The 25899-nt window shown below is 60.8% G+C and carries 25 protein-coding genes; 15 read left to right on the forward strand and 10 right to left on the reverse strand.

Translation table 11 applies throughout. The features are described from left to right. From IVB01_RS07605 to pseF, 12 genes are all read left to right on the forward strand, one after another. The coding region (locus IVB01_RS07605) for a hypothetical protein (protein ID WP_247494364.1) at nucleotides 1-196 on the forward strand (196 nt) is incomplete at its 5' end. A gap of 14 nt (nucleotides 197-210) precedes the next feature. Next, entirely contained in the window at nucleotides 211-852 is a 642-nt protein-coding gene (locus IVB01_RS07610; RefSeq protein ID WP_247494365.1) for a hypothetical protein, read from the forward strand. Between the two features lie 206 nt (nucleotides 853-1058). Then, the gene (locus IVB01_RS07615; RefSeq protein WP_247494366.1) at nucleotides 1059-2435 is read left to right on the forward strand and encodes a CBS domain-containing protein; all 1377 of its coding nucleotides are present in this window, start codon (nucleotides 1059-1061) and stop codon (nucleotides 2433-2435) included. A 22-nt stretch (nucleotides 2436-2457) separates the two neighbouring features. Then, nucleotides 2458-4377, forward strand: coding sequence for an N-acetylneuraminate synthase family protein (locus IVB01_RS07620; protein ID WP_247494367.1), 1920 nt, complete (start codon nucleotides 2458-2460; stop codon nucleotides 4375-4377). After that, entirely contained in the window at nucleotides 4377-5066 is a 690-nt protein-coding gene (locus IVB01_RS07625; protein ID WP_247494368.1) for an acylneuraminate cytidylyltransferase family protein, read from the forward strand. The genes IVB01_RS07620 and IVB01_RS07625 overlap by 1 nt, the downstream gene beginning before the upstream one ends. Next, nucleotides 5059-5823 (forward strand): SDR family oxidoreductase, encoded by a 765-nt coding sequence (locus tag IVB01_RS07630; protein ID WP_247494369.1) that lies wholly within the window; start codon nucleotides 5059-5061, stop codon nucleotides 5821-5823. The genes IVB01_RS07625 and IVB01_RS07630 overlap by 8 nt, the downstream gene beginning before the upstream one ends. Further along, nucleotides 5820-6668, forward strand: coding sequence for a TIM barrel protein (locus IVB01_RS07635; RefSeq protein WP_247494370.1), 849 nt, complete (start codon nucleotides 5820-5822; stop codon nucleotides 6666-6668). The genes IVB01_RS07630 and IVB01_RS07635 overlap by 4 nt, the downstream gene beginning before the upstream one ends. After that, nucleotides 6665-7426 carry an SDR family NAD(P)-dependent oxidoreductase gene (locus IVB01_RS07640; RefSeq protein ID WP_247494371.1) on the forward strand — a complete coding sequence of 254 codons (762 nt, stop codon included), beginning with the start codon at nucleotides 6665-6667 and terminating at the stop codon, nucleotides 7424-7426. The genes IVB01_RS07635 and IVB01_RS07640 overlap by 4 nt, the downstream gene beginning before the upstream one ends. A gap of 13 nt (nucleotides 7427-7439) precedes the next feature. After that, nucleotides 7440-8279, forward strand: a complete 840-nt coding sequence (locus tag IVB01_RS07645; RefSeq protein WP_247494372.1) for an SDR family oxidoreductase — start codon at nucleotides 7440-7442, stop codon at nucleotides 8277-8279. Nucleotides 8280-8333: 54 nt separating this feature from the next. Then, nucleotides 8334-9335 (forward strand): UDP-N-acetylglucosamine 4,6-dehydratase (inverting), encoded by a 1002-nt coding sequence (gene pseB / locus IVB01_RS07650; RefSeq protein WP_247494373.1) that lies wholly within the window; start codon nucleotides 8334-8336, stop codon nucleotides 9333-9335. Further along, nucleotides 9332-10513, forward strand: a complete 1182-nt coding sequence (gene pseC, locus IVB01_RS07655) for a UDP-4-amino-4,6-dideoxy-N-acetyl-beta-L-altrosamine transaminase (RefSeq protein ID WP_247494374.1) — start codon at nucleotides 9332-9334, stop codon at nucleotides 10511-10513. Before pseB ends, pseC begins: the two co-directional genes overlap by 4 nt. Beyond that, nucleotides 10510-11199, forward strand: coding sequence for a pseudaminic acid cytidylyltransferase (gene pseF / locus IVB01_RS07660; protein ID WP_247494375.1), 690 nt, complete (start codon nucleotides 10510-10512; stop codon nucleotides 11197-11199). Before pseC ends, pseF begins: the two co-directional genes overlap by 4 nt. Here pseF and IVB01_RS07665 read toward each other — a convergent pair. From IVB01_RS07665 to pseG, 10 genes are all read right to left on the reverse strand, one after another. Beyond that, nucleotides 11186-12397 (reverse strand): HAD-IIIA family hydrolase, encoded by a 1212-nt coding sequence (locus IVB01_RS07665; protein ID WP_247494376.1) that lies wholly within the window; start codon nucleotides 12395-12397, stop codon nucleotides 11186-11188. The two genes, pseF and IVB01_RS07665, sit on opposite strands and share 14 nt — an antisense overlap. A 75-nt stretch (nucleotides 12398-12472) precedes the next feature. Then, on the reverse strand, nucleotides 12473-13324 hold the full coding sequence (locus tag IVB01_RS07670) for a hypothetical protein (RefSeq protein WP_247494377.1): 852 nt from the start codon (nucleotides 13322-13324) through the stop codon (nucleotides 12473-12475). Beyond that, nucleotides 13317-14783: a DUF6418 domain-containing protein gene (locus IVB01_RS07675; RefSeq protein ID WP_247494378.1), complete on the reverse strand. Its 1467-nt coding sequence runs from the start codon at nucleotides 14781-14783 to the stop codon at nucleotides 13317-13319. Before IVB01_RS07675 ends, IVB01_RS07670 begins: the two co-directional genes overlap by 8 nt. Nucleotides 14784-14833: 50 nt before the next feature. Then, entirely contained in the window at nucleotides 14834-15709 is an 876-nt protein-coding gene (locus IVB01_RS07680) for a hypothetical protein (RefSeq protein ID WP_247494379.1), read from the reverse strand. A 59-nt stretch (nucleotides 15710-15768) separates the two neighbouring features. After that, the gene (locus tag IVB01_RS07685; RefSeq protein ID WP_247494380.1) at nucleotides 15769-16509 is read right to left on the reverse strand and encodes a hypothetical protein; all 741 of its coding nucleotides are present in this window, start codon (nucleotides 16507-16509) and stop codon (nucleotides 15769-15771) included. Between the two features lie 186 nt (nucleotides 16510-16695). Continuing rightward, a complete protein-coding gene (locus tag IVB01_RS07690) occupies nucleotides 16696-18207 on the reverse strand; it encodes a teichoic acid transporter (RefSeq protein WP_247494381.1) in 1512 nt (503 codons plus the stop codon). Between the two features lie 2 nt (nucleotides 18208-18209). Further along, entirely contained in the window at nucleotides 18210-19607 is a 1398-nt protein-coding gene (locus tag IVB01_RS07695; protein ID WP_247494382.1) for a surface carbohydrate biosynthesis protein, read from the reverse strand. Beyond that, nucleotides 19600-20709, reverse strand: a complete 1110-nt coding sequence (pseI, locus tag IVB01_RS07700; RefSeq protein WP_247494383.1) for a pseudaminic acid synthase — start codon at nucleotides 20707-20709, stop codon at nucleotides 19600-19602. The genes IVB01_RS07695 and pseI overlap by 8 nt, the downstream gene beginning before the upstream one ends. 69 nt (nucleotides 20710-20778) lie before the next feature. Beyond that, nucleotides 20779-21174, reverse strand: a complete 396-nt coding sequence (locus tag IVB01_RS07705; RefSeq protein WP_247494384.1) for a GNAT family N-acetyltransferase — start codon at nucleotides 21172-21174, stop codon at nucleotides 20779-20781. A gap of 140 nt (nucleotides 21175-21314) precedes the next feature. Further along, on the reverse strand, nucleotides 21315-22412 hold the full coding sequence (gene pseG / locus IVB01_RS07710) for a UDP-2,4-diacetamido-2,4,6-trideoxy-beta-L-altropyranose hydrolase (RefSeq protein WP_247494385.1): 1098 nt from the start codon (nucleotides 22410-22412) through the stop codon (nucleotides 21315-21317). Between the two features lie 194 nt (nucleotides 22413-22606). On the opposite strand from pseG, the gene IVB01_RS07715 reads away from it, so the two are divergent. From IVB01_RS07715 to IVB01_RS07725, 3 genes are all read left to right on the forward strand, one after another. Beyond that, nucleotides 22607-23986, forward strand: a complete 1380-nt coding sequence (locus IVB01_RS07715) for a capsule biosynthesis protein (RefSeq protein ID WP_247494386.1) — start codon at nucleotides 22607-22609, stop codon at nucleotides 23984-23986. A gap of 11 nt (nucleotides 23987-23997) precedes the next feature. Then, nucleotides 23998-24747, forward strand: coding sequence for a glycosyltransferase family 2 protein (locus tag IVB01_RS07720; RefSeq protein ID WP_247494387.1), 750 nt, complete (start codon nucleotides 23998-24000; stop codon nucleotides 24745-24747). Between the two features lie 129 nt (nucleotides 24748-24876). Next, a complete protein-coding gene (locus IVB01_RS07725) occupies nucleotides 24877-25839 on the forward strand; it encodes a UDP-glucuronic acid decarboxylase family protein (RefSeq protein ID WP_247494388.1) in 963 nt (320 codons plus the stop codon). Nucleotides 25840-25899: the final 60 nt, after the last annotated feature.

The raw sequence follows: 25899 nt of genomic DNA on the forward strand, positions 1-25899 counted from the left end.
TGCCGGCATCATGGCGGCGCAGCCGAACGAGCCGCCGATGCAGACGCTGCGCAAATGGATTGCGGCGCTGGAGCAGGCGATCGCGCGCGACGATCGCGCTACCATCAGGACCATCCTGAAGGATGCGGTTCCCGAATTCGGGTCGACCGCGGCCCATCTATGCCTAACCCATTCAATGAAACAACGGGCGAACTGAGTGATAATAAGCCCGTGCTGGTGACGGGAACCAACTGTTTTAATCGGCTGCCACCTTACGCCTGGCCTTCGCCGCCCGGGATGGACGGTCCGCACTGCCGGTCGTCGCTCGAAGCGATCGAGAAGGAGGTCGTTATTGAATCGATCGCTCTCCGGAAACTGATTGGCTTTGCCGGCGTCCGTGATCGCTCATTTTGCGGCGCGGGCGTGCATCACAACGACGAGGCACGCGGTCTACGTCTACTGGGACGTAATCAAGGGTACTCTCAATTCGCCGCAGTGGCGCAGCTTGAAGCACTGGCGGTTCTCGGCAATCTAAGCACTTGCGGAACGGACCGAGTCGAGCGGACCGAGAGGGGAAAGTCCGGGCGCGGCTGGAAGAACGAACTGGGTGACTGCCTTGAAGAGGTCGAGCCGAAAACCATTTTCCGACGCATTAACAACGCTTTCTGCGGCGCCTTAGCCGTAGTGCTCGTCATGAGACTAGTGTTAATCAGCTTGCTGTCGCGATTTCACCGATTAGGCGGCTGTGGAGCGGGATTGCTGTCAGTTAACGCTTTGGATGCGTGGAAAGGCTCCTCTTCCACGGCTGCGATCAAGTCACCGTCCCAGCAACACGTCGCTGTATGGTGGTGCCCGTGCTCGATTTCAAGATGATTCCGATCACATATATATCGCCTAGACTCCTTTCGGGGGACTTCTACAGAAGCCGCGCTCGATCCACTGCGCAGTCGAAGCGCTTGACACGTGCCATTTTGGTGTAATCCCCCGGGGCCCAGGAACCTTGCATCGTCCCAGCCGCTCCCGTAATACCACCCCAGTAACGATATGGCCTCGAATTGGCCTTTCCTGGATGCCGAAACGTGCTTGAACGAACCCTCGTCACGATCGCCGAAACCGAGACCATTGAGGAAGCTTTCCGGCGCCTGAATGCGAACATGCTCGGCATCCTGTTCGCGCAGGACGCGAGCGGACGGATCGTCGGCGCGGTGACGGACGGCGACATCCGCAGGCGCATGCTGACCGGTACCACAATCCAGGACCGCGTTGCGACCTGCATCAATCGCAACTTCGTCTGGGCGCGGACCGGCGGACCGCGAGAGCAGATCCTCAAGCTGCTCGACCAGCGGGTGCACGTGGTGCCGATCCTCGATGGCGAGGGACGGCTGGTCGACGTGTTCAGCCGCGAGCTGTTCAACCTGTCGGAAGAGAGCGAGGTGTTCGCGCGCGCCCGCTCGCCGGTGCGAATCAGCTTCTCGGGCGGCGGCACCGATCTGACGCACTATTTCGTGGCAAATGACGGTGGCGCGGTCATCAACGCCACCATCAAGATGTACGCTCATGCGACGCTGCGGCGCCGGAACGATCCCAGCATCCGGATCTACTCGCACGACTTCCGTCGCACCGTGGAGGCTGACAATCTCGCCGAGCTCGGCACTGACGGAGATCTCGCGCTGATGAAGTCGGTCGTGCGCCTGATCAGGCCGACTTACGGATTCGAGCTCGAAGTGTCGGCCGACTTCCCGATCGGCTCCGGCCTCGGCGGCTCGGCGGTGGTCTCATCCGCGATCATCGGCTGCTTCAACGAATTCCGCGGGGATCAGTGGGACCGCCACGAGATCGCGGAGATGGCGTTCCAGGCCGAGCGGCTCATGCTCAACATCCCCGGCGGCTGGCAGGATCAATACGCCACCGTGTTCGGCGGCTTCAATCACATGGAGTTCTTCTCCGACCAGAACACCATCGTGCCGCTTCGGCTCGACCCCAACATTATCGCCGAGCTCGAAGAGAGCCTGGTGCTCTGCTACACCGGCTCGGGTCGCGATTCCGGCGCCATTCATCGCGACCAGAAGGCGCAGCACGAGACCAGCGACGCAGTCGCTGCGGCCGCCAAGCAGAAGGAAGTGACGCGCGCCATCCGGCGGCATTTGCTGCGCGGCCAGCTCCTGGAATGCGGCCGGCTAATCGACGAGGCCTGGCACGCCAAGCGCAAGCTGAGCTCGAAGATCTCGTCGGACGCGATCGACGCGATCTACGATTTCGCCAAACAGCACGGCGCGGTCGGCGGCAAGCTGCTGGGCGCCGGCGGCGGCGGTTACTTCATGTTCTTCGTACGTCCGTTCGAGCGCTACCAGCTCATCGCCGCGCTGGAACAGCAGGGACACCGCTGTTCGCGCATCATGTTCGAGGAGAACGGGCTGCGGACGTGGAAGTCGCGCTTTCCCGCACGGCTCGCCTGACGCATATGAGACGAGAATGTTGATGACATCGCTCAAACCACCTGCCCCGGTCCGCATCGGCAACCGTCTTCTGAGCGATGGCCAACCCTGCTACGTCATCGCCGAGATCGGCAACAACCACAATGGCGACTTCGACCGCGCCATCGCGCTGGTCGATGCCGCGGTCGCGGCCGGCGCCGATTGCGCCAAATTCCAGATGCGCAAGCTCGAGGAGGTCTATCGCGCCTCGAGTCTGTCCGGAAAGGACGACGACCTCGCGGTCGAATATACGCTCGATCTCCTGCGCCGCTTCGAACTGCCGACCGCGCAGCAGAAGAAGATCGCCGAGTACTGCGCAGCGAAGGATATCCAATATCTCTGCACGCCCTGGGACGCAAAGAGCGTCGCCGTGCTCGAAACTTTCGGCGTGCAGGCCTACAAGGTCGCATCGGCCGATCTCACCAACCTGCCGCTGCTCGCGTGCCTCGCCGCCACCGGCAAGACATTGATCGTCTCGACCGGCATGAGCACGACGGACGAGATCAAGACCGCGGCGAAATTCCTCGACGACCGCAATGCGAGCTATGTGCTGCTGCATTGCCAGAGCACCTATCCTGCGGCACTCCACAACATCCATCTGCGTTTCATGGAGACGCTGCGCGAGATCCACCCGGTCGTCGGCTATTCCGGCCACGAGCGCGGCATCGCCGTCTCGACCGCCGCGGTGGCGCTCGGCGCCATCGTCATCGAACGCCACATCACGCTCGACCGCGAGATGGAAGGCCCCGATCACGCCGCGAGCCTCGAGCCCGAGGAATTCAAGGCACTCGTCTCCGGCATCCGCGAGGTCGAGGCGGCGCGCGGCGAGAAGCTCGCAGAACGCGCGCTGAGTCAGGGCGAGCTGATCAACCGGGAAAATCTCGCGAAGAGTCTGGTGGCCGCGCGCGACCTTCCGGCCGGTACGATCATCTCCGAGAGCGACATTGCGGTGAAGAGCCCGGGACAGGGCCTGTCGCCGCTAAAGATGCCGGCGCTGCTCGGCCGCAAGCTGACGCGAACGATATCGTCCGACGGCTATTTCTTCCAGAGCGACCTCGATGAAGGCGCCGCAAGAGCTCGCCGCTACCGCTTCGACCGCCCGTGGGGCGTGCCGGTGCGCTATCACGACACCGAGCGCTTCCTGGAAATCTGTCAGCCCGACATCATCGAGTTCCATCTAAGCTATAGCGACATGGAGCGCGATCCGGCGGCCTATCTCTCCGGCACCTATGATCTCGGTTTCGTCGTGCACGCCCCGGAGCTGTTTGCGGGCTCCAAGCTGATGGACCTCGCGACGCCCGACGAGGCGTTGCGGCGCTATTCGCTGGAGCAAACGCAGGCGGTGATCGACATCACCCGCGGCCTGAAGAAGTTCTTCCCGAAGACCAAGCGCCCCCCGATCGTCGCCAATATCGGCGGGTTCACCATGGACGAGCCGCTGCCGCCGGAGCAGAAGGCCGAGCGTTACCGCATCTTTGCCCAGAGCCTGACGGAGCTCGACATGGCCGGCGTCGAGCTGACGCCGCAAACCATGGCGCCATTCCCCTGGCATTTCGGCGGCCAGCGCCACCAGAACATCTTCATCTTCCCGGAGGAGTCGGCTGCGTTCTGCGCCAAGCATGGCCTGCGGATGTGCGTCGACATTTCCCATACCAAGCTCGCCGCCAATCATTTCGGCTTCGACTTCGCGCAAGGCCTCGCCCAGCTCGGACCGCACACCGCGCATCTGCATTTAGGCGACGCCAAGGGCCTCGACGGCGAAGGCCTCCAGATCGGCGAAGGCGAGATCGACTTCGACGAAATCGGACAGGTGCTGCGCAAGCATGCACCGACAGCGTCGTTCATTCCCGAGATATGGCAGGGCCACAAGAACATGGGCGAAGGCTTCTGGACCGCGCTCGAGCGTCTCGAGGGGCACATCTGATGGCGCGCAAGACGCTGGCCGTGATCGCCGCACGCGGCGGCTCGAAGGGCATCCCGCACAAGAACCTGCTCGATCTCTGCGGCAAGCCGCTGATCGCCTGGACCGTCGAGCAGGCGCGCGCGGCGCGCGGCGTCGACGTGGTCGCGGTCTCCTCCGACAGCGACCAGATTCTCGCCGCGGCCGAAGCAGCCGGCGCCCTCGGCGTGCGCCGGCCCGACGACATCTCCGGCGATCTCGCCTCCTCCGAATCCGCCTGGCTGCACGCGCTTGAGGCCATCGACGCGCGCCACGGCCGCTTCGAGCGCGTGGTCGCGCTCCAGGCGACCTCGCCGATCCGCGAGTCCGCCGACATCGAACGGGCCCTGGAGACCTTCGACCGCGAGCACCTTGATAGCCTGCTCTCAGTCTGCGAGGTCGAGGATTACTTCAACTGGCGGATCGGTGCCAACGGCCCGGAACCGATCAACTACGATTTCCGCAACCGCCGCATGCGGCAGCAGATCGAAAAGCGCTACCTGGAGAACGGCTCGTTCTACGTTCTCATCCCCTCACTCCTGCGCGAGCAGAGCAATCGTCTCGGCGGCAAGATCGGATTTCACGTGATGGAGCGTCACAAGATGTTCCAGATCGACCGTCCCGAAGACGTCAAGCTGTGCGCCGCCATCATGCTCAGTTACGGCTATGCCTGATCTCAGCGCCTTCTCCCTCGCAGGCAAAGTCGCGGTCGTCACCGGCGCTTCGCGCGGCATCGGTGCAGCGATTGCGAGCGGCCTGCAAGATGCGGGGGCTACAGTGTTCGGGCTCAGCCGGTCCGGGACCGCGCCACACGGCGTGAGGGCCATTGCCTGCGATCTCTCCGATGATGCGGCGATCGAAGGTGCGTTCCGCATCATTGCGGCAAGAGGCAAACGCATCGACGCACTCGTGAATGCCGCGGGCATCAGCCTTCCCGCCCAAAGCGCGGAAAGCGAGCTCACACGGTTCCGTGCGACGGTCGCAACCGACCTCACCGGCGTGTATGCCACCATCCTTGCCGCCCATCCGCTGCTGAAGAACGCGGGCTCGGCTGCGATCGTCAACGTCACCAGCATCAATTCAGTCCGCGGCTTTCCAGGCAATCCCGGCTATGTGGCGGCGAAGGCTGGTCTTGCCGGGTTGACGCGCGCGCTTGCCGCCGATTATGCGCCCGACGGCATCCGCGTCAACGCGCTCGCACCGGGCTATGTCATGACCGAGATGACCGCGAAGAGTTTCGCCGATCCTGTCATGCATGAGGATCGGCGCCGCCACACCATGCTCGGTCGCTGGGGGCAGCCCGCCGACATGGTGGGAGCTGCCGTTTTCCTCGCATCGGAAGCCTCCGCCTATATGACCGGCCAGGAGATCTTCATCGACGGCGGCTGGATCGCCAAAGGCCTTGCCATCAGTTCGGACAGCAAATCGTGACCGCAACGCTGCAACGCATCGGCTTCATGCAGGGACGTCTGTCGGCGCTCGTCGACGGCAAGATCCAGGCGTTTCCATGGAACGAATGGCGTGACGAATTCCCGCGCGCGAGGGCGCTCGGCCTGACGCGGATGGAGTGGACCATCGACCAGGAGCGGCTGCGCGACAATCCCCTGACGACCGAGCCAGGACAGCAGGAGATTCTGACGCTGTCGCGCGAGAACGGCGTGCGCATCCCGAGCCTGACCGGCGACTGCTTCATGCAGGCGCCGTTCTGGAAGGTTGATGCCGTCGTGCGCGATGCGCTCGTCGCCGACCTCGACCTCTTGATCGCCGCCTGTAGCCGCATCGGAATCGAATTCGTGGTGATCCCGCTGGTCGACAACGGCAAGATCGAGCGCGAGAGCGAGAGCGACACGTTGAAGCGCGTGCTGCTCGCGCGCTCGGAGACGCTTGCAAGACGGAACGTCAAGATCATCTTCGAATCCGATCTGCCCCCGCGCGAGCTCGCCCGGTTCATGGAGGCGTTTCCGGCCGACATGTTCGGCATCAACTACGACAGCGGCAACAGCGCCTCGCTCGGCTATGACAGCGACGAGGAGATCGGGGCCTATGCGCCGCGCATCCTCAATGTTCACGTCAAGGACCGCGTCCGTGGCGGCACCACCGTGCCGCTCGGCACCGGCAATGCGGATCTCGCCAAGACGATCCGGCTGATCGAGCGATCGGGCTACAAGGGGCAGTACATCCTGCAGACCGCGCGCGCTGCCAACGGCGACCATGCCGGCGCGCTGGCCAGATATCGCGACATGACGGTTGGCTGGATCGAGGACGCCGCGCGATGAAACTCGAGCTGAACGATCGCGTCGCGCTCGTCACCGGCGCCAGCCGCGGAATCGGGCTCGCAATCGCCGCGACGCTTGCCGCGGAGGGTGCAAAGGTCGCGCTCGCCGCGCGCGGCGCCGATGCGCTTGATGCCGCGCGGGCAGCGGTCGGTGGCAACGCCTCGATGCATGTCGCCGACGTCACGGATCCGGTCGCCGCCAAGGTGCTGGTCGAGAGCGTCGGGAAACAATGGGGCCGGCTCGATATCCTGATCTGCAATGTCGGCACCGGCGCCTCCGTGCCGCCGGGCGAGGAAACCGCGGCGGAATGGTCGCGGATGATCGATCTCAATCTGTTCGCCGCGACCAACATGATCGAGTCGGCCCGGCCGCTGATGGCGCGCGGTAACCGCGACCGGGCTATCGTCTGCATCTCGTCAATTGCGGGCATGGCGGCGCTTGGCGCGCCCGTGACCTACTACGGTGCGAAGGCGGCCCTGAACGCGACCGTGCGCGGACTGGCGCGCCCGCTGGCGCTGGAGGGTATCCGCATCAACGCGGTCGCGCCCGGGAACATCTTGAGCCCGGACGGCACCTGGGCGCGCAAGATCGCCGAAAACAAGCCGGCGGTCGACGACATGCTCCAGCGCGAGGTGGCGCTGCGCCGGCTCGGCACTCCCGAAGAGATCGCCGACGTCGTTGCCTTCCTTGCTTCGCCACGAGCCGCCTTTATCACCGGCAGCGTCGTGGTAGCCGACGGCGGCCAGCTCAGAAGCTGAACAGGAGCCTTCGATGGCAAATCCCTTCTCCCGCTACGACCTGACCGGACGCACCGCGCTCGTCACGGGCGCCGGCGGACTGCTGGGCAAACAGCATGTCGCGGCGCTCACGGAAGCCGGCGCGCGCGTAGTCGTCACCGATGTCCGCCTGACGCAGGCTGAAGCCGCCGCGGCGGCGCTAAAGCAGGTCGCACCTTCGGCCGATCTGATCCCGCTCGAGATCAACGTCGCTTCGCTCGACTCGGTGCGCGCTGCAAACGAGCAGCTTGCAGGCCGCGGCGTCACCGTCGACATCCTCGTCAACAACGCAGCGATCGACCCCAAGGTCACCTCCGCGCCCGGCGTCACGCACTCCTCGCGCTTCGAGGCGTTCCCGGTACCGCAGTGGCAGACCGAAATTTCGGTCGGCCTGACCGGCGCGATGCTGTGCGCGCAAGTGTTCGGCGGCGAGATGGCCAAACGTGGCCGCGGGGTGATCCTGAACATCGCCTCCGATCTCGGGGTGATCGCGCCGGACCAGCGGCTCTACCGTCAACCGCATGTGACACGCGAAGAAGAGCAGCCGGTGAAGCCGGTGACCTACTCGGTAATCAAGCACGGTCTCATCGGATTGACGAAATATCTTGCAACCTACTGGGCCGATCACGGCGTGCGCGTCAACGCGATCTCGCCGGGCGGCGTCTTCAACAACCAGGATCCCGCCTTCGTCGAACGGCTGACACACCTGATCCCGATGGGCCGCATGGCTGACGTCGACGAATATCGCGCCGCGGTCCAGTTCCTCTGCTCGGATGCATCGAGCTACATGACCGGACAGAACCTGGTGATGGACGGCGGCAGGAGCGTGTGGTAACCAGCTCCCCACTCTCGTATTTCGTGCAAATGACGATCCGGCGCAGAAATGAGCATGTTCAACGATAAGTCTATTCTGATCACCGGAGGCACGGGATCTTTCGGGAAGAAGTTTGTCAGCTGTCTTCTGAAGAACTTTAAGCCACGGCGTATTGTCGTCTATTCGCGCGACGAGCTGAAGCAGTATGAGATGCAGCAAGAGTTCAATCAGCCGGCGATGCGTTACTTCATCGGCGACGTGCGCGACGGCGAGCGCCTGCGCACGGCCATGAAGGGCATCGACTTTGTGGTGCATGCTGCAGCGCTGAAGCAGGTGCCGGCGGCCGAATACAATCCCATGGAGTGCATCAAGACTAACGTCCATGGCGCGGAGAACGTAATCCAGGCGGCGCTTGAGGCGGACATCGAAAAGGTGATCGCATTGTCGACCGACAAGGCAGCGCAGCCGATCAACCTCTACGGCGCAACAAAGCTCGCTTCCGACAAGCTGTTCATCGCGGCCAACAACATGGCGGGCGGCCATCGCACCACGTTCAGCGTGGTTCGTTACGGGAACGTGGTCGGCTCGCGCGGTTCGATCGTACCCTTGTTCAACAAACTGATTGCCGAGGGCACCGATCACCTGCCGATCACCGATCCGCGTATGACGCGGTTCTGGATATCGCTGCAGCAGGGCGTCGACTTCGTAATCAAGAGTTTCGAGCGTATGTCCGGCGGCGAGATCTTCGTTCCAATGATACCATCGGTGCGCATTCCCGATCTCGCGGCGGCGATGGCTCCGACACTGCCGACCAGGGTGATCGGCATCCGGCCGGGCGAAAAGCTCCACGAAGTCATGTGCCCAACCGACGACTCGCATTTGACGCTCAAATTCGGCGATCACTTTGTGATAAAGCCGACGATCAAGTTTTTTCGTCGTGACGTCGATTATTTCACGAACCAGATTGGGGAGCGCGGCGAAGCGGTGTCGGACGGCTTCGAATATAATTCCGGAAGGAACGACCACTTCCTCAACTTGGCCGAGATCAGAGAATTCAACAAAATTGCGGTCCAATGATCCCGTATGGTCGCCAAGATATTTCCGCTGAGGACATCGACGCGGTCAAGGACGTCCTGCAGTCAGACTGGCTAACCCAAGGACAGGCCGGTCCACGGTTCGAACAGGCGATCGCCAAATACTGCGGGGCGTCCAATGCGGTCGCAGTGTCGAACGCGACCGCGGGGCTTCACATCGCCTGTCTGGCACTTGACCTCGGTCCTGGCGACATTCTGTGGACAGTGCCGAATACCTTCGTGGCCTCCGCCAATTGCGCGCTCTATTGCGGCGCGAGCGTCGACTTCGTCGACATCGATCCGCGAACCTACAACATGAGCGTAGCGGCACTATCGGAGAAGCTGGAACGCGCAAGCGGGCAGGGCCGGCTGCCGAAGATCGTGGTCCCTGTACATTTCGCTGGACAATCCTGCGAGATGACCGAGATCCGCGCGCTGTCGGATCGCTACGGTTTTCGCATCATTGAAGACGCCTCTCACGCTGTCGGCGGCGACTACCGCGGGCGGAAGGTCGGCTCCGGCCATCTCAGCGACGTCGTTGTCTTCAGCTTCCATCCGGTCAAGATCATTACGACGGGCGAAGGAGGTATGGCGCTGACCAACGAGCCGAAGCTTGCCGAGCGGCTCTCGTATTTGCGCACCCACGGCATCATCCGTCCTGCGCAGGCTCCGGAGAGTTCCGACGAACGGCGCTCCAACGAAGATCAACACGGGCCCTGGATGTATCAGCAGATCGAACTTGGGCTGAATTATCGCATGACGGACATCCAGGCTGCGCTCGGCACGAGCCAGCTTGACCGGCTCGATACGTTCGTCGCGCGTCGGCGCGAGCTCGCAGCACGCTACGATGCCCTGCTTGCGCAGCTGCCGGTGATCTGCCCGTGGCAGCATCCTGACACGAATTCGGCCTGGCACCTTTACGTGATCCGGCTGCGGCGAAACGAAATCAAGCTCAGCCGTCGCCAGATTTTCGAGGCGCTGCGCGCCGCCGGCATCGGAGTCAACGTGCACTACATTCCAGTGCATACCCAACCCTACTATCAACGTCTCGGCTTCAGCGTTGGAATGTTCCCGGAGGCCGAGAGCTACTACCAGGACGCCATCACGCTGCCGCTGTTTGCGAAGATGACGGATGCAGAACAGGACACTGTCATCGCGGCGCTTGCGAAAATCCTCGCATGAAGATCGCGGTCATCCCAGCGCGCGGCGGAAGCAAGCGGATTCCCGGCAAGAACATCCGACCGTTCTGCGGCAAGCCGATCATCGTCTACTCGATCGAAGCTGCGCGCGAGAGCGGCGTGTTCGACGAGATCATCGTGTCCACGGATGACGATGAGATTGCGGCCATAGCGCGTCAAGCCGGCGCAACCACGCCGTTTATGCGGCCAAAGGAGCTTGCCGACGACCACACGGGAACCGCCGAGGTCGTCAAGCACGCCATTGCTTGGTTCCTTGCAAAGGGCAAAGATGTCAGTCACGTCTGCTGCATCTACCCGACCGCACCGCTAGTGCAGGCGCACTTCTTGCGCGAAGCCTATGATCTCCTGGCTGGATCCGACGCTGCCTTTGCCTTTTCGGTGACAAGCTACGCCTTTCCGATCCAGCGCGCCCTTCGCTTTACTGCGGGAGGTCGCGTCGTTCCCTTTCATCCAGAGCATCGCATGACACGGTCGCAGGACCTCGAAGCGGCCTTTCACGACGCAGGCCAGTTCTACTGGGGCACCGTCGCGGCGTTTCGCGATGGCGTACCGATATTCTCGGAGCACTCCGTCGGAATTGTCCTGCCAAGACACCTGGTCCAGGACATCGACACGATCGAGGACTGGGAGCAGGCCGAATACATGTTCCGCGCGATCAACCGGTATTAGATCCGGCCTCGAGCAGCGGGCGAAGGAACGCCGCAAGGTCGCCCCCCTGGTACAAGTGCCCCGATATTCCCGCAGCGACGGCCGCTTCGACGTCCCGACAATTATCGCCGATAAGCAGACTCCCTTCCGCCCGGACAGGCCATGCCTTCATGCAATCGAGAATCATGCCGGGTGCCGGCTTGCGCCGGTCGCTGACGCGCCGATACGCCTCAACCGTGCCTTCCTCGTGGTAGGGACAATACTGGTACTCGTCGATATGCGCACCGATTGCGGCGAGCTCGCCGGTCATCCAGTCGTGTAGCCGGTGGACATCGTCCACGCCATAATAGCCTCGCGCAATTCCGGATTGGTTAGTAACGACAAAAGCGTAGTAGCCGCGATCATTGCACAGCTTGATAGCCTCCCGCGCACCGTTGACCCACTCGAAGTCCTCAATCCGGTGCACATAAGCTTTGTCGATATTCAGCACGCCGTCCCGGTCGAAGAAGACCGCAGGGCGCCTCAGCCTCTTGGGTAGTTCGCTCTGAGCACGCTCAAAATCGTCAGGAACGCCAATATCAATGAAGAAGCCGTCGTAAAGATTGGCCTCAAGCCGCTCCTCTGCGATCAACCGCGGAAAGATCTGCTGTTCGAGCGAGCACGGCATCTCGTCGATGTACTCGACAATCTCTCGATCGACGCAATAGATGCCCGTGTTAATGGGGCCACTCGGCTGGGCGCCGGCTGCTAGGAAGCTCTTGACGCGTTTGTGATCGAGCAGAACGCGGCCGTAACGGTCGCCCGCCATATCCCGCTTTAGTGCAATATGGCAGATCGAGCGCGATCTCGCCGATTGCGCAGCGAGATCGAGCAGATTGACATCAAAGTAGGAGTCCCCGTTCAAAACAAAGAACCGGCCGTGGAGCCGCGACGCAGCATGCTTCAACGCGCCGCCTGTGCCGCACGGCCACGGCTCAGACACGACCGTTAAGGACGCACCGCGCCAGCGCTTGCCATGGTAGCCCTCAACAACACTCTCGGCCCGATGGCCGGCAAGCAGCAAGATTTCTTCGATGGTCGGATAACGCGACAGCTCGTCCAGAATATAGTCGAGGAACGGCCTGGCGCCGACGTCAAGCAGCGGCTTAGGGACAAACCGCGTTCTGTCGCCGAGCCGTGTCCCGAGGCCTCCAACCAGGATCGCCGCCTGCTTCAGCACGAGACCGGTTCGCCGGAGGGAGTTGATTCTGGATCGAGTTTCATGTCTCGCAGATAAGCGATCAATTCACGTTACCTAAGTGCGTGCGCGGACCGCACTCGGTCCACGGATTATGGCATACAGCAGCATCGCCAGCAACGCAATTGCCCCAGCGAACATCGCATGTCGGGTCGGCTGCGGAGACACCTGAATGATCGTCACGTCCTCGCTGAGCGTCGTCGGATAGGTCTTAGTCGGACCGATTCGCGTCGCGAGGGCACGCCGTTCCCCCAATGCCGCGGCGAGCCTCTCCTCATTCTTAGATATGAGATCCAGCACCCACACACGCCGTAGCATCAATGCTGCGGCATCCTTCGATACCTCCGGGTCCAACGAGTTCGGCGACGCCAGCGTCTCTCGAATTTTGGTAAGATTGGCGATGTTGGCGTCGACCAACGCAATCTGCGCGTTGAGTTCCGAAAGCAAATCATTGCGGAGCTTGTCCTGGCCCTCGCTGAGCTGGCGTACCGCAGCCTGGAGGGCTTCCCTAGCCCGTTCCTCCGTCCCGGCACGAACCGTCAAAGAAAACACGTCGGATGCCTGAGGTCGCACACTCAGACTGTCCAGGATCTGTTGCCGGTCTCGGTCATTGTTTTCGGCACGAAGGTTCATGGCCGTTACTAAGCGCCGCTTGAACGGCAGAGAGTTCACCTGAAGGGCGGCTGCCTGGACCGGCACCACTTCCGCTCCATCGACCCGGCCCAGCCTAACATTGGCGGAAGCGACATAGCCGGCAGGAAGCATACGATCGACTAGGAACACTACCAGCATCACCGCCAGCGTGACCGACACGATCGCAAAAATGCGCGGCCGAACCGCCCGACCAACGAATACTAGCATCCCACCAAGATACTCTCCGCTTGATGTCCGGATCTGGTCACTACTCAAGCCGCTTTCCTCCCTCGCCTGCAGCCAAGCTTTCGCAGGAAATCAACGGCCCGGACAAGCTCGAACGCCATTTCTCTTCAGCAACAAATACAAAAATGGCGGTCATCAGCTTCACAAGAAACGTAAACTGAATGAAGGAGTTGACCATTCCCGTGACGACATACAGGGAGAATGCATACAACAGCGGGGTCAAGAAAAAACACGTAGCATAGCGTTCCTGCACGATGCAGCGCGTGAGCAGGAACATGAACTCCGAAAACAGAATTGCCGAAAGAGCGACAAGAGCCACGCCTTCCACCGGCCCACCGAGTTCGAAAAGCACTTCGGGCCAACCACCGGTGTAGGCCGAACCTTTTCCAAGGATGAAGTGAGCGCGATCGAGCGGCAGAGCCAGCTCCATCAGCCACTGCATGGTCGAGTTCCGATTTGGATCGAGGGGATTGACAAACAACTTGTAGAAGGTTTGGCCAGGGCTCCAGTCCGCTCGCAGAAACACACGCTCGTAAGTTATCCACCACATCTCGCCCTGCTGCACGAAGATGCGCTGGGACAATTTGAACAGAAGCTGGTCGCGCTCGAACCCTCTAACAATGGCATAGGAGTAAATCAATGCACCTAGGATCAAGACTGCAACGACGGCTATCGGCAGCCTAGCGGCCCTGAAAATCTTGGCATAGTCGAAGGCCGCGGTCGTGTTTGCGAGCAGCACGGCACCTACGGGCAGGATAAAGAAAGAAGAATACGAAAAGAACGAGGAGAATCGATGCCCGACGACGAACAAATAAAGGATGAAAATCCCAAAAAGCACAGCGAAGCGCAGGTCGAACTCTCGACCTCTCGATGACGGAGCCGCGAAGAAGACGCCCAGCTGAAAAGCCAACATGGGACCCCACTCGATCAACCGATGATGCAAGGGACCACCATACTGCGCCGAATAGTCATAACGCTCCATAGCAGCAAATATTGGTATCGGCCCGCGAATTAGCAGTTCGACCCAGAGCGCGACCGCAAAGAGGCCTATCACCCAATGCGCCAAATCAGATGGCGTCGGACGACCGGCGGGAAGTATATCGGCCAACGTCGGCCCGCTCGTCAGCGCAGCGAGCCGCTTCTTCCGAAACGAATACATCAATGCTGCGATCACCAACCCCTGCGAGCCCGCGAGCGGTAAGGCCGCCCAACCCGTACCGATGTCTCGCTCCAACTGCTCCGAGAACACAGGGCCGGCTAAATCGATGTAGAGGACGGACAGCAATCTCCAAGCAAGCGAGAAAAAAACAAAAAAAGAGAGCATGAACAGGCCGAGCTTGTTGATTGCAATCCGCACCATCGCCAGCAGCACAAGACACACAGCGAGCGCGCTCAACAGCGTCCACAGTTCCGAGTCCCACAATGAGATAACCCTCGCGCCATAAATCATTCGCTGGATCGCGCAATCTGCCAGGAGTTTCCAGCCCATCCAGTTTGCAATGGTATTGTCCAGAACTCCCGCCGTATCTGGTGCACCGTCTAGTGCTGCATGATTCCCATCAGATTCATGTGAGCCGGCCTCGAGTGCTCAATTCCCAGTATGGTTCGACGATTGTCGTTGGAGCGCTGCAAATGAAGGCTTGCCAGCGTCACGCCCACACACGTCGTGACGGTAGTTCCTCGTCCGCCGAAGGGCTTCAGGAAATCAAAAACATCGGCTCCGAAAAGGTCGACAACGGACATCTCACGCGCTCCCAGCGGCGGAATTTCACCGAAGTCGCCTTTCAATTGTTCTCCGTCCTCGCGGATCAATACCGACGAGGGTCGCACCGCGTGCGCGTAGTCTGGATCTGATGAATGATTGAGCAACATCAAGCTGCTGACAAAGTCCTTTGTTGCGAGGATTTTCGGGTTGATACCTGTAAACCCTACGTGAGACTTCAGTCGTCCCTCGTTTAGGGGGCGAGCAAAGGCGCCGGTACGATAGATGGCGACGTTGTCCTGATCGACATAGGTCATGGAAAAGCTGCCGGGCGAGGAGCGATAGGCGTCCATGCGACCGTGCGACATGACAGCGACGATCAGATAGTCTTGCGGCACCAGCCCCAACTCTGCGATCAACTTGGTCAGATCGATCTCAAAAGAGGCCCCCGGTTTGTGCGTCGAAGGAATTTCTCGACTGGCCAAGTATTCTCCATCGCGCGACAGCACATGAAGTTTGAAACGCAAATTGCTACTGAACCCAGATCTCAGGAGACTTGCGAATTCGGGACCAAGGTCCTTGACTGTCTCCCACAGATTCTTTTTCAAACTGCCGGCCACGAGGCTGCGCAAATATTTGGCATCGATCGCCTTGTGCCAGATGGGGATTGAAAACGCCAGTCTGCACTCAAGCCCCTCAAAGGTGGGAAGCATGAACCTCGGCTCGTGGGGCTTCCAAGGCGTGGCTGGAAATCGACTCACGTGTGTCCCCTTCAGAAGTGATGCAAACTGAACTTGCCGTTGGCGAACTGATAGAAGCTAAAGGGACTCGCCATATTACCTCCGCTGAATTCCAGCGCAAAAGTTTCTGCCGAGCCTATAAGACGCGTGGCATCGGGGAACAGGTCCATCGTGCTAATGCGCCGCGCTCCCATCGACGGTATACTTGGAAGGCTTCTCTCGCCCAATACCGTGCCATCCAACGCACGCAGTCTCGCGGTTCCAAAAGCCTCCCCGTCCGGCGCAAGACAGGCATTGACCAATATGACGCCCGATACCTCGACGAACCTCGTCAGGTAAGTCTGCATCCAGGCGGGTGTAGGGAATGGCTTGGCGGCAACTGCCTCGCGCTCGTGGGACAAGGTGATAGCGCCGCACCGTGAGTAGTACTGGGTGTAGTAGCCAGTCGTCACCTTCTTCCCCGGACGAACGCTCGCGCCTTGCTTCGGCAGCAATGTCATGGCGACGGTCCCCGAGACGTCGGGACATAGGTCCGAAGTCCTCAACTGCAGTTGACCGTTGAATCCCAGATCCTTCTGAAGGTAGTTGACGCACCTTCCCTCCGCATCGAAAAACCAGATGTGAGCCTCGGCGTCCTGCTGTTCCTTAAGGAAGATCGAGAAGTAGTTGAAGGCACAGACTTCGGTGACCACAACATCATCATTGCGAAGATACAAGACTGCAGGCGGGTAACCGCGCTCAAGGGCCTCGGAAATTTTCAGATCGCTCGACATGTCCTGAGATACTCGTTGCAGTCAGCGGGACTAGGGCCGGCGCGCCACAGCACCAAACGTAAGATTTGGCCCAATCTGGGCGTCTTTACGCTCTCAGAGTTCAACTATCAACCTTGCATTGTCGCGCAATGACCGGAAGTCTAGTTTCGCGAGAAAGTTTGGTCGATCTTCCCATCGAAGCAGAGCCTATTCGCGACGCACCAGCGCGCGCCCAAGACGTCCAAACATCACCCGCTCGGCGCCCGTCAGAACGATCGCACCGCTCAAGGCTAACGCAATAAGGCAGAGAAGGCCGCCCAGGATGATAAGCTCACTCAAGCTGTCGAGAGGCAGGACGAACTTGCATAGGCCTACTATTCCGGAAAGGATGATCCCGACCACCAAGTGGCGCCAAAGCTGCCCCCAGAACAATGAGTTCGGCAAACTCATCTGAGCGAGCATGTTGTGTGCGAGGACCGGTGCAAACACGACGTGCGAGATAGCCCACCCCAGAATGAATGCATGCTCACGAAACCAAGCAAGCGCTAACAGGGTGATTGCGTATTGGGTCAAGACCTGCAAATATAGAAGTTTTGTACTGAAGGTGAGAAATTCCGACCTAACCATCAATGCCGTCTGGCCCGCACCAAGCTGTATCGTTATCGCCGGGACCAGCATCGACATGGCAACCCAAGGCCATTCTTGAGAGTGTTGGGGGCCTACCCACACTGTCAAAACCTGGCGCGAGAACAAAGCAAGCACCATCAAGACCGGCAGCACAAAGGCTGCTGGCAAGACGAGGCCGTTCCGCCCTAAGATCTGCAAGCGGCGGGTATCGGTGGTCTCTTCAATACGAGCCGAGAGGGGAAGTATCGCCGAATAGAGTGGCCCCATCGTCGCCTTCAAAAAGCGCGGCAACCTCGTGATCAAATCGTAGGTCCCTACTTCGATGGGGCTAAACAGAAACCCAATCGCGAGAGGCGGAAGAGTATGCTGCAACGTTCCTGCGATCCTATTGTTGAACATCTGCAGGCATCGATGAAGAAGATCTTTACGGCTTGCCTCTGTCCACAACGTGAATCTCAATAAAGAGCCATGGACTGTACTTTTGACAACGATGCCCAACACCAGATACTTCGTCACCGTCGTTCCGAGATAGGCATACGCAAGCCATTCGAACGGAGCTTGCTCCAAAGCGGCAAGGTAGATCGAACCGATATAAAACAAGCTGCTCCCGACTTCAGTGAGACGCAACCAAGCGTACTGCTCAAAGCCCTTGAGAACTCCTTCCACGACCAGTCCAATGAAACAGATTGGCAGCACGAGCGCCGTAACGTGCAGCATCGAAACGAACCCGAGAACCTGCTCGTGCTGCACCTTTAGGGCGACAGCGAGCCAGGTGGACGCAAGCCATAGCGCCATGCTCGAGATGATCCCCGTGGCAGTGGCAATCACGGTGAGAAGCGATACCTTTTCGCTCGCCAGCCTCCAATCTCCGAGCCGCCCGCGAGCGACGACCTGCGTGGCAAGTTCCGACACACCGAGATCGATCAGGGCGAGAAATCCGCTTGGCAGAAACGCTCGCACCAAGACGAGCAGACCCAAAACGGCAATCCCATAGGATTTTGCAACAAGTCCAACCGAAAGGAGTCCCAGCACGCCCGCGGCCCCGTAGGCGACCGCAGAGATTGCAGTATTATGCAGAAACCGGCGCAGCACGCTCAGCTCACCTCTACGAGCTGCAGGCTTGCTCCGCTGCTCAACCTTCTCGTTCGGCCATTCGCGGCAGGCCGGGCTGCAAATCGCCGGCTATCAAACGACGCCGCATTAAGACGCTGCAATATCGCGTTCACGGTCTCGGCGTCGAATGCCTTCCCGGCCCGCCGACGTTCGCTCTCCGCGGAGCTGTAGCTCCGGCGCAGGACCGAACTTGCCTTATATCCTAGCGTTCGGCGAAGCGCGCCGGCCACGACACCGCGCAAAGACGGCGGCGGCAACAAATGCACCGGCTGCTTGCAGCCCCCGCCGGCAGCGATGGTTGCGAGAACTGCCTCGGAAACGCGGGCGGAGCTCGCGCCATCCACGGCGGTATAGAGGTCGCTGATGATTTTGCGGCGAAATGCCTCCGTCTGAGAGGGCAGCGGCGGCATGCGATTTTCGAGGCCCTGCCGGACCAGCTCGAGCATTTCAGCCTCTCCCTGCGCTCCGCGACTGACCCGCGTCGCTGCATCAAGTCGCAGGGAGGGCGTGTTGAACCACTCCATGCTTAACGGCTCCACGTTCAGCATAGTCGCTTCGATCGCGGTGGAACAGTTCTGATGGACAAGCAGACGCGCGCCGCTGATCCACTCGAGGGACGTTCCGCTCTGGATCACTTTTGCATTCGGCAAGGCGGCGAACGCATCATACGAGTTGATGTTCTCGAACGGATGCGGCCGCAGCACGAACTCCACTTTAGAAAAGTGCTCTGCCAGCTTGATGGCCATGTCCAATGTGCTGCGGTAGGCTCGGCTGCCATCAGCGATGAACTGACGAGCGAAGCCGCGCGCGAAGCCGGCCTGCACCATCGAGTCCTCCTCGGCAGACGAGCTGCCGGAAAACCGCGGGTTCACAGTCGGGAAATTCGTGTTGATGAGGACGTAGCCCGAACCGACGGACGGGCTCGCCAACGCCGCTCGCCAGGGCGGTGCGCAGAAATCATAGCGTGGACAGCCGGTGGCGTGCAGGAGATCGGCCGCGACGGTGCCCTGCCGCAGGAACGCCGCGTACTGCGCCTGTCCCCAGACACAATAGAGATCAACAAGGTCGGGGCGGCCCGCACTCTTAACCATGTTTGCGAACTGATCCGCATTCTTGCCGCCAATTCCCTCCGTATCAAGAATGCCAACGAGAATCCCCGCGCGCTTGTAGGATTTGATCAGGTCGACGTTGTTGGGACGGGTGTAGTTCAGCAGCACGAGATCAGGCCGCAAGGCTGGGACATCGAACCCCTGCTCGTACATGGGCACGAGCGTGGTAAGCGCGCCACGCGCTGACAATTGCCGAGCGAGTAGCACTAGCCCATCGAGGTCGCGAAGCGGGTTGTCGACGATCAGACAGACTTGGGGCTGTTCAGCCACGATCGCTCCTCGACATCCCCTGCGGCGTCTGAAAGGGAGTGTCCGCGGACGAGAGCAGGTCCCAACTCATCGGCGTCCCGCGGCGGACCGCCCGTCCGACGCGCTTGCCAAGCAAAGTCTCGAAATATTTTGGTGGCAGGCCGAGACCGGGCCGGATAATTCGCAGACTCTTTTCGGTTAGCACATCACCTGGAGCGAGATCCTCGGCCACATAGAGCGAGCGACGGAACACAAGCGATTTGCGTTCCTTGTCCGTGACGCCATAATGCACCTCTCCAAGCGCGAGCCAAGCGCGCTCGGTCTCCACCACCAGAGCCGCCATCTCCTCGGGTTCCATTGAAAACGTGGAGTCGACACCGCCGTCCGCGCGCGCAAGCGTAAAATGCTTCTCGATCACGGTCGCACCCAGCGCCACGCTTGCAACTGACGCACCAATCCCGAAGGTGTGGTCCGAAAGGCCCACCTCGCAACCGAACAGCGTCCGCATATGGGGGATCGTCAGCAGATTGGTGTCGGAGGACGTTGCGGGATAGGTGCTCGTGCACTTTAGGAGCACAAGTTGTCTGCAGCCCGCACCTCTCGCCGCCCGTACCGTCTCATCTAGTTCGGCCACGGTGGCCATGCCTGTCGAAATGATCATGGGCTTGCCGGTAGCCGCGACCTTGCGAATGAGCGGTAGATCAGTGTTCTCGAACGATGCGATTTTGTAGCAGGCAACGCCAAGACTCTCGAGAAAATCGATCGCCGTAGCATCGAACGGCGTCGAGAATGGAATCATGCCCAATGACCGGGCGCGTTCGAAGATCGGAGCATGCCACTGCCATGGGGTATAGGCATCCTGGTAGAGTTTGTGTAGTGACGCGCCTCGCCACAAGCTGTTGGGATCGTCGATGAAGAATTCATCCTCGTTCAGGTCAAGGGTCATCGTATCAGCGGTGTAGGTCTGTAGTTTGAGTGCGTGCGCGCCCGATTTCGCGGCCGCATCCACGATCGCCAGAGCGCGGTCGAGCGACTGATTGTGGTTGCCCGACATTTCGGCAATGATGAATGGCCTATGCGATCGGCCGATCGAATGACCGGCAATGGAGATAGGGTCTGTCATAACATGCTCCTGACACTTTCGAAGACAGCGGCGCCACAGGAGCGACCGCACCCTTATCATTTCGTCGGATCAGGGATCCATTATCACAACATCGAGCCCAGCACTCCGCGCGACCCTGATAGATGGCTCGTTGTCGGCATAGACGTGGGCGCGAAGGCAACCAAAACGCGACCTGACTTCGTTCAGCATCATCTTTGCAACTCCACGATTACGATGCTCAGGCGCAACCGTATAAGACACGTCTTCACCATCTATCCTGAAGGTCGCAACCGGCTCCTGGTTTAACTCGAAGATGAAAAGGTTGGGCTGGTCCATCTTGAGCCGTCGATCAAGCCAGCCCACATGCTCGTCCCAACCCACGCCGCCCTTGTACTTGGACATTCTGCGGGTCGAGTCGTCATTGCGCCATTCGAACAACCGTCGAGCGTCGTCCTTCGTGGCCGGTCTAATTTGGAAATGGTTCATGATCGCAAGCCCGCCCAACCGCGATCCACATAGGCACAAGCCCCGCGCTAGTCAACAAAAAGGGAGGCGAGTGCGGACGCCGCTTCCCATTGTAAGATCAAGGGAATCTCACGGCCTTGGGAACTGGTTCGGCTTGCCTGCTAGAATCGGGAACCGAGTTCGACACGCACGCGGGCGCTACCCTCGCCATCCACAAGCGCAAAGGCGGCCTCTCCCAATACCTTTACGCGGGCCGAATCGGCCTGCAGCGAGCGGATGGCGTCGGCAAGCGTCTCGGCTGTGACAGACGCGCCCGATCCCAGATACAGCGCCGCCCCCGCGTCGGCCAGCGCCGTCAAGGCACCAACCTGATTTGCCGCAATGTCGACCACGACAGCGGGCAAGCCCAGACAGCAGCGCTCCCAAGTCATCCCACCACCAGCTCCGATCGACAGATCGGCGCGCCGCATCAGCTCGGCCATGTTGTTTGCCCCCCGATGCACCTGCGCATGCGGCAACTCGCCGCAAAGTTGCACGATCGACTCTGCATGCGGGCTGCTCTGACCGATGACAACGTCCACCGCAATTTCTGAGACCCCGAGACTCGCGATAGCCTGCAGCGCCTTAGCCGTGCCGTTGGTCGGATCAGAGCCACCGAAGCAAACGAGGATCCGGCCGATCTCACCGCTGCGGCTCGTCAATAAGCGACGCTGCTCGACAAATTCAGGACGAAGCAACGCGTATCTCGGCCCGAGCAATTGCACGCAAGAAGCCGATACATGGTCACGATAGCGCGTCTCCATCCGTTGAACGAGGTTCTGATCGAGGAGGATCTCGCAATCGTGCGGACGATTGGCGAGATCGTCAATCGCGAGGATTCGCAAACCGTCTCGTCGACAGGCATTCTCCCAATGGGCATCAAGCGAATAGTGATCGACGACAAGCCAGTCGACTGGTCCAATCTCCTCAACCGCCTGATACGTCTGCTGCGCATCCTGTTGCCACGTCGTAGGCAACCAGTGCGCATAGCTGCGGTCCGAATTGGCCGCCTCCGGATCCGCCCACTGTGGATCCGGTAAGAGCCGCACGGCATGGCCGTTGCCCTGGACCAGTGCAGCCAACGCAGCGACATGGCTACGCACAAGAAAGCACGATGCGGTTCCGCCTTCGGCGAGGATGTTGGCCAGAGTCAGACAACGCGTGAGGTGCCCCATCCCCATCTGGACCGAAGCGTCAACTCGAAAAATGACCCGTTTCATGCGGCCAACTTTCCCGAATGGCCGGCGCAACAGCCATGGCGTTTCCAGGCATTAGGCCTCGACGGGCAGCCTACTACGACAATTCGGAGCAAAAAAGGATTTATCCACGCTTGACTGTCGCGCGCCCTTCTATATGCGAAGGCCGCAAACATACAACCCCGCCTCACCCTAGCATGTGTTCTGAAAAAACGATTTTGATCACTACCCTTGCCGAATACCAGACCCGGTTCTGGATTCCGGTCGCGCAGCGATTGCGTGCGGCCGGCTGCGAGGTCGAACTGCTCGCCTTCGACGATCGCAGCGCAGAAATGTCGGCCGCCGAGGGCGTGCCGGTGACGAACATGTATCGCGAGGGGTTCAAGGCCGCCCCCTCGCCCGACGATCGCAAGGCGTTCGACGCGCGCGTTGCCTCTTACGGACTCGACGGAACCAATTTCCTGTTCAGCCATGAGCGTTTCACCTTCGGCATCAGCGATACGGCGGCGCTGCGCCGGCGTTTCATGATCTATGCCAACGCCATGGAGGCGGTGCTCGACCGGCTGGAGGCGCACGAGCGACGCGCCGAACTGGTCCAGGAGCTCGGCGGCTTCCTGTCTGTCATCGCTAGCTTCTACGCCGCCAGGCGCCGGGCTATCCGCAACTGGTTCATCGAGCCTTCGTTCTTTCGCGGCCGGATGTATTTCACGCCGGACAGCTTTGCCGCCCCGGACGTCATGGCAAAACCTGCGGATGCCGTGTCCGCCGAGGTGCGCGCCTATCTGGACGAAACGTTGACGCAGCGCGCGATCGTCATCCCCAAGAAGGATCAGCACCACTATTCGGCGGCGTTCAAGAAGGTCATCAATTTGCGCAATGCCCATCGTCTCGCCGAGAAGCTCTGGGACCAGTTCGCGCTCGGCAAGCACCAGGAATTCGGACACAATCTGCGTCATGCCCGCGTGCACGCCGCGATGGCGCTCAACGCGAGTCGGCTGCGCAAGCTCTACCAGCCGCTACCCGAAAGACCCTTCGTCTACTATCCTTTCCATGTTCCGGCCGACATGGCGCTGACGCTGCGCTCGCCGGACTATCTCGACCAGGTCGCGACCGTCGACTTCCTGCTGCGCACCATCCCGGATTCGCACGTGCTCGTGGTGAAGGAACATCCCGCCCAGATCGGCGCCATCTCGGCCGCCCGCCTGCTCGAGCTCGCGCGCCGGTTCGACAATTTCGTGCTGCTGACGCCGCAGACTAACAATTACGCCGTGCTCAATCGCGCCGACGCCGTTGTCTCCGTCAACAGCAAGTCGGGTGCCGAGGCGCTGCTGCTCGGCAAGCCGGTCGTGGTGATGGGCGATGCCTTCTACCGCTCCTGCCCTCTGGTGTATGCGGTCGATCGACTGGCCGACGTGCCCGCGCGGCTGCGCGAAGCGCTCTCTACCGGGCCATTCGATCCCGCCAAGGGTGCGCCCTATTTCGAGTCCGCCTGGCGCCGGTCTCATCCGGGCGAGCTCTATATCAGCGATCCCAAACTGCTCGATACGTTTGCGGCCTCCTTGCACGCCGCAATGGCCGAACGGGCCTGTGTGAATTGAACGGACCCATCATGCCGCTCGTCTCGATCATCACACCGTCCTGGAACGTCGAAGGCCTGATCGAGGAGACGATCCGCTCGGTGCAGACCCAGACATTCGCCGATTGGGAGCTCTTGATCGCGGACGACTGCTCGACCGACAACACGCCGGGCATCATCGCGGCGATCGGCGCGCGCGATGCCCGCGTCAAGCTGATCCGGCAGGCCAAAAATGGCGGCCCGGCGCTCGCGCGCCAGGCATCGATCGGCGCCGCTCAGGGCCGCTATCTCGCCTTCCTCGACAGCGACGATCTATGGCTGCCCGAAAAGCTCGAGCGGCAGCTCGCCTTCGCGAAGGCGAAGCGGGCCGCCCTCAGCTATACCGCCTTCCGCCGCATCAACGAAACCAACACGGTCACCGGACGGCTCATCGACGTGCCGGCCTCGCTCACCTATGGCCAGCTCCTGGAGAACACCGCAATCGCAACGGTGACCGCGATGGTCGACCGCGAGATCGCCGGTCCCGTCGCGATGAAGAACGAGGGCTATGACGATTTCTGCCTGTGGCTCTCGATCCTCAAGCGCGGCCACACCGCATACGGCCTCAACGAGGACCTTGCGCGCTACCGCGTCAGGGGTTCGTCGGTCTCCAGCCGCCCGGTCCGCTCGGCCAAATGGGTCTGGCAGATCTACCGCAATGTCGAACACCTGTCGCTGATCAGGTCGGCCTGGTGTTTTGCCCATTGGGGTGCGCGGGCCTGGCTCAAGCGGCGGGAGTTCTAGCCACGGCTCCAGGGCCGTCCTGCTTCAAATACCCCAACCTCTCTCTCAAGCCATTTGGCTATTGGCGAGCCCGGCCGTTGGCGGTACCACTCAGTGGCCACTCCGCCCCGACACTTCCTGGAACCGATCATGCCGTTTGAAAGCTACAAGAACAGCCGCATCCTCGTGACCGGAGGCGCCGGCTTCATCGGATCGCATATCTGCGAGCGACTGCTCGAAGTGGGGGCCGAGGTGGTGTCCGCGGACAATTATTTCACCGGCAGCCGGCGCAACATCGCCCATCTTATCGCCAATCCGCTGTTCGAGGCGGTCAGGCACGACGTCACCTTCCCGCTCTACATCGAGGTCGACGCGATCTTCAACCTCGCCTGTCCGGCCTCGCCGATCCACTACCAGCGCGACCCCGTGCAGACCACCAAGACCTCGGTGCACGGCGCCATCAACATGCTCGGCCTCGCCAAGCGGCTGAAGGCGCGCATCTTCCAGGCCTCCACCAGCGAGGTCTATGGCGATCCGCTGATTCATCCCCAGAGCGAGGACTATTGGGGCAACGTCAATCCGATCGGCATCCGCTCCTGCTACGATGAGGGTAAGCGCTGCGCCGAGACGCTGTTCTTCGACTATTGGCGCCAGCACGGCCTACCGATCAAGGTCGCACGCATCTTCAATACCTACGGCCCGCGCATGCAGCCCAATGACGGACGTGTGGTGTCGTCCTTCATCGTCCAGGCGCTCCAGGGCGAGCCGATCACGGTGTTCGGCGACGGTGGGCAGACCCGCTCCTTCTGCTATGTCGACGACCTTGTCGAGGCCATTACGCGGCTGATGGTGACACCGGAAGACGTCACCGGCCCGATCAATCTCGGCAACAATTCCGAATTCACGATCCGCGAGCTCGCCGAGAAGGTCATCAAGCTCACGGGCTCGCGTTCCAAGCTGGTGTTCAAGCCGCTGCCGCAGGACGACCCCCGCCAGCGCCAGCCCGACCTCACCAAGGCGAAGGCCGTGCTCAATTGGGAGCCGAAGGTTGCGCTCGAGGACGGGCTCAAGGAGACGATCGCCTATTTCAAGCACACGCTCGAGCTGACTTGATTGGATGCACCGCTTCTCTTGATGGCTTGGCTTTCCAACATCATCTCAGTGTTTGGGTCA

It is taken from the genome of Bradyrhizobium sp. 164, assembly GCF_023073715.1.
In the GTDB taxonomy this organism is placed as follows: Bacteria; Pseudomonadota; Alphaproteobacteria; order Rhizobiales; family Xanthobacteraceae; genus Bradyrhizobium.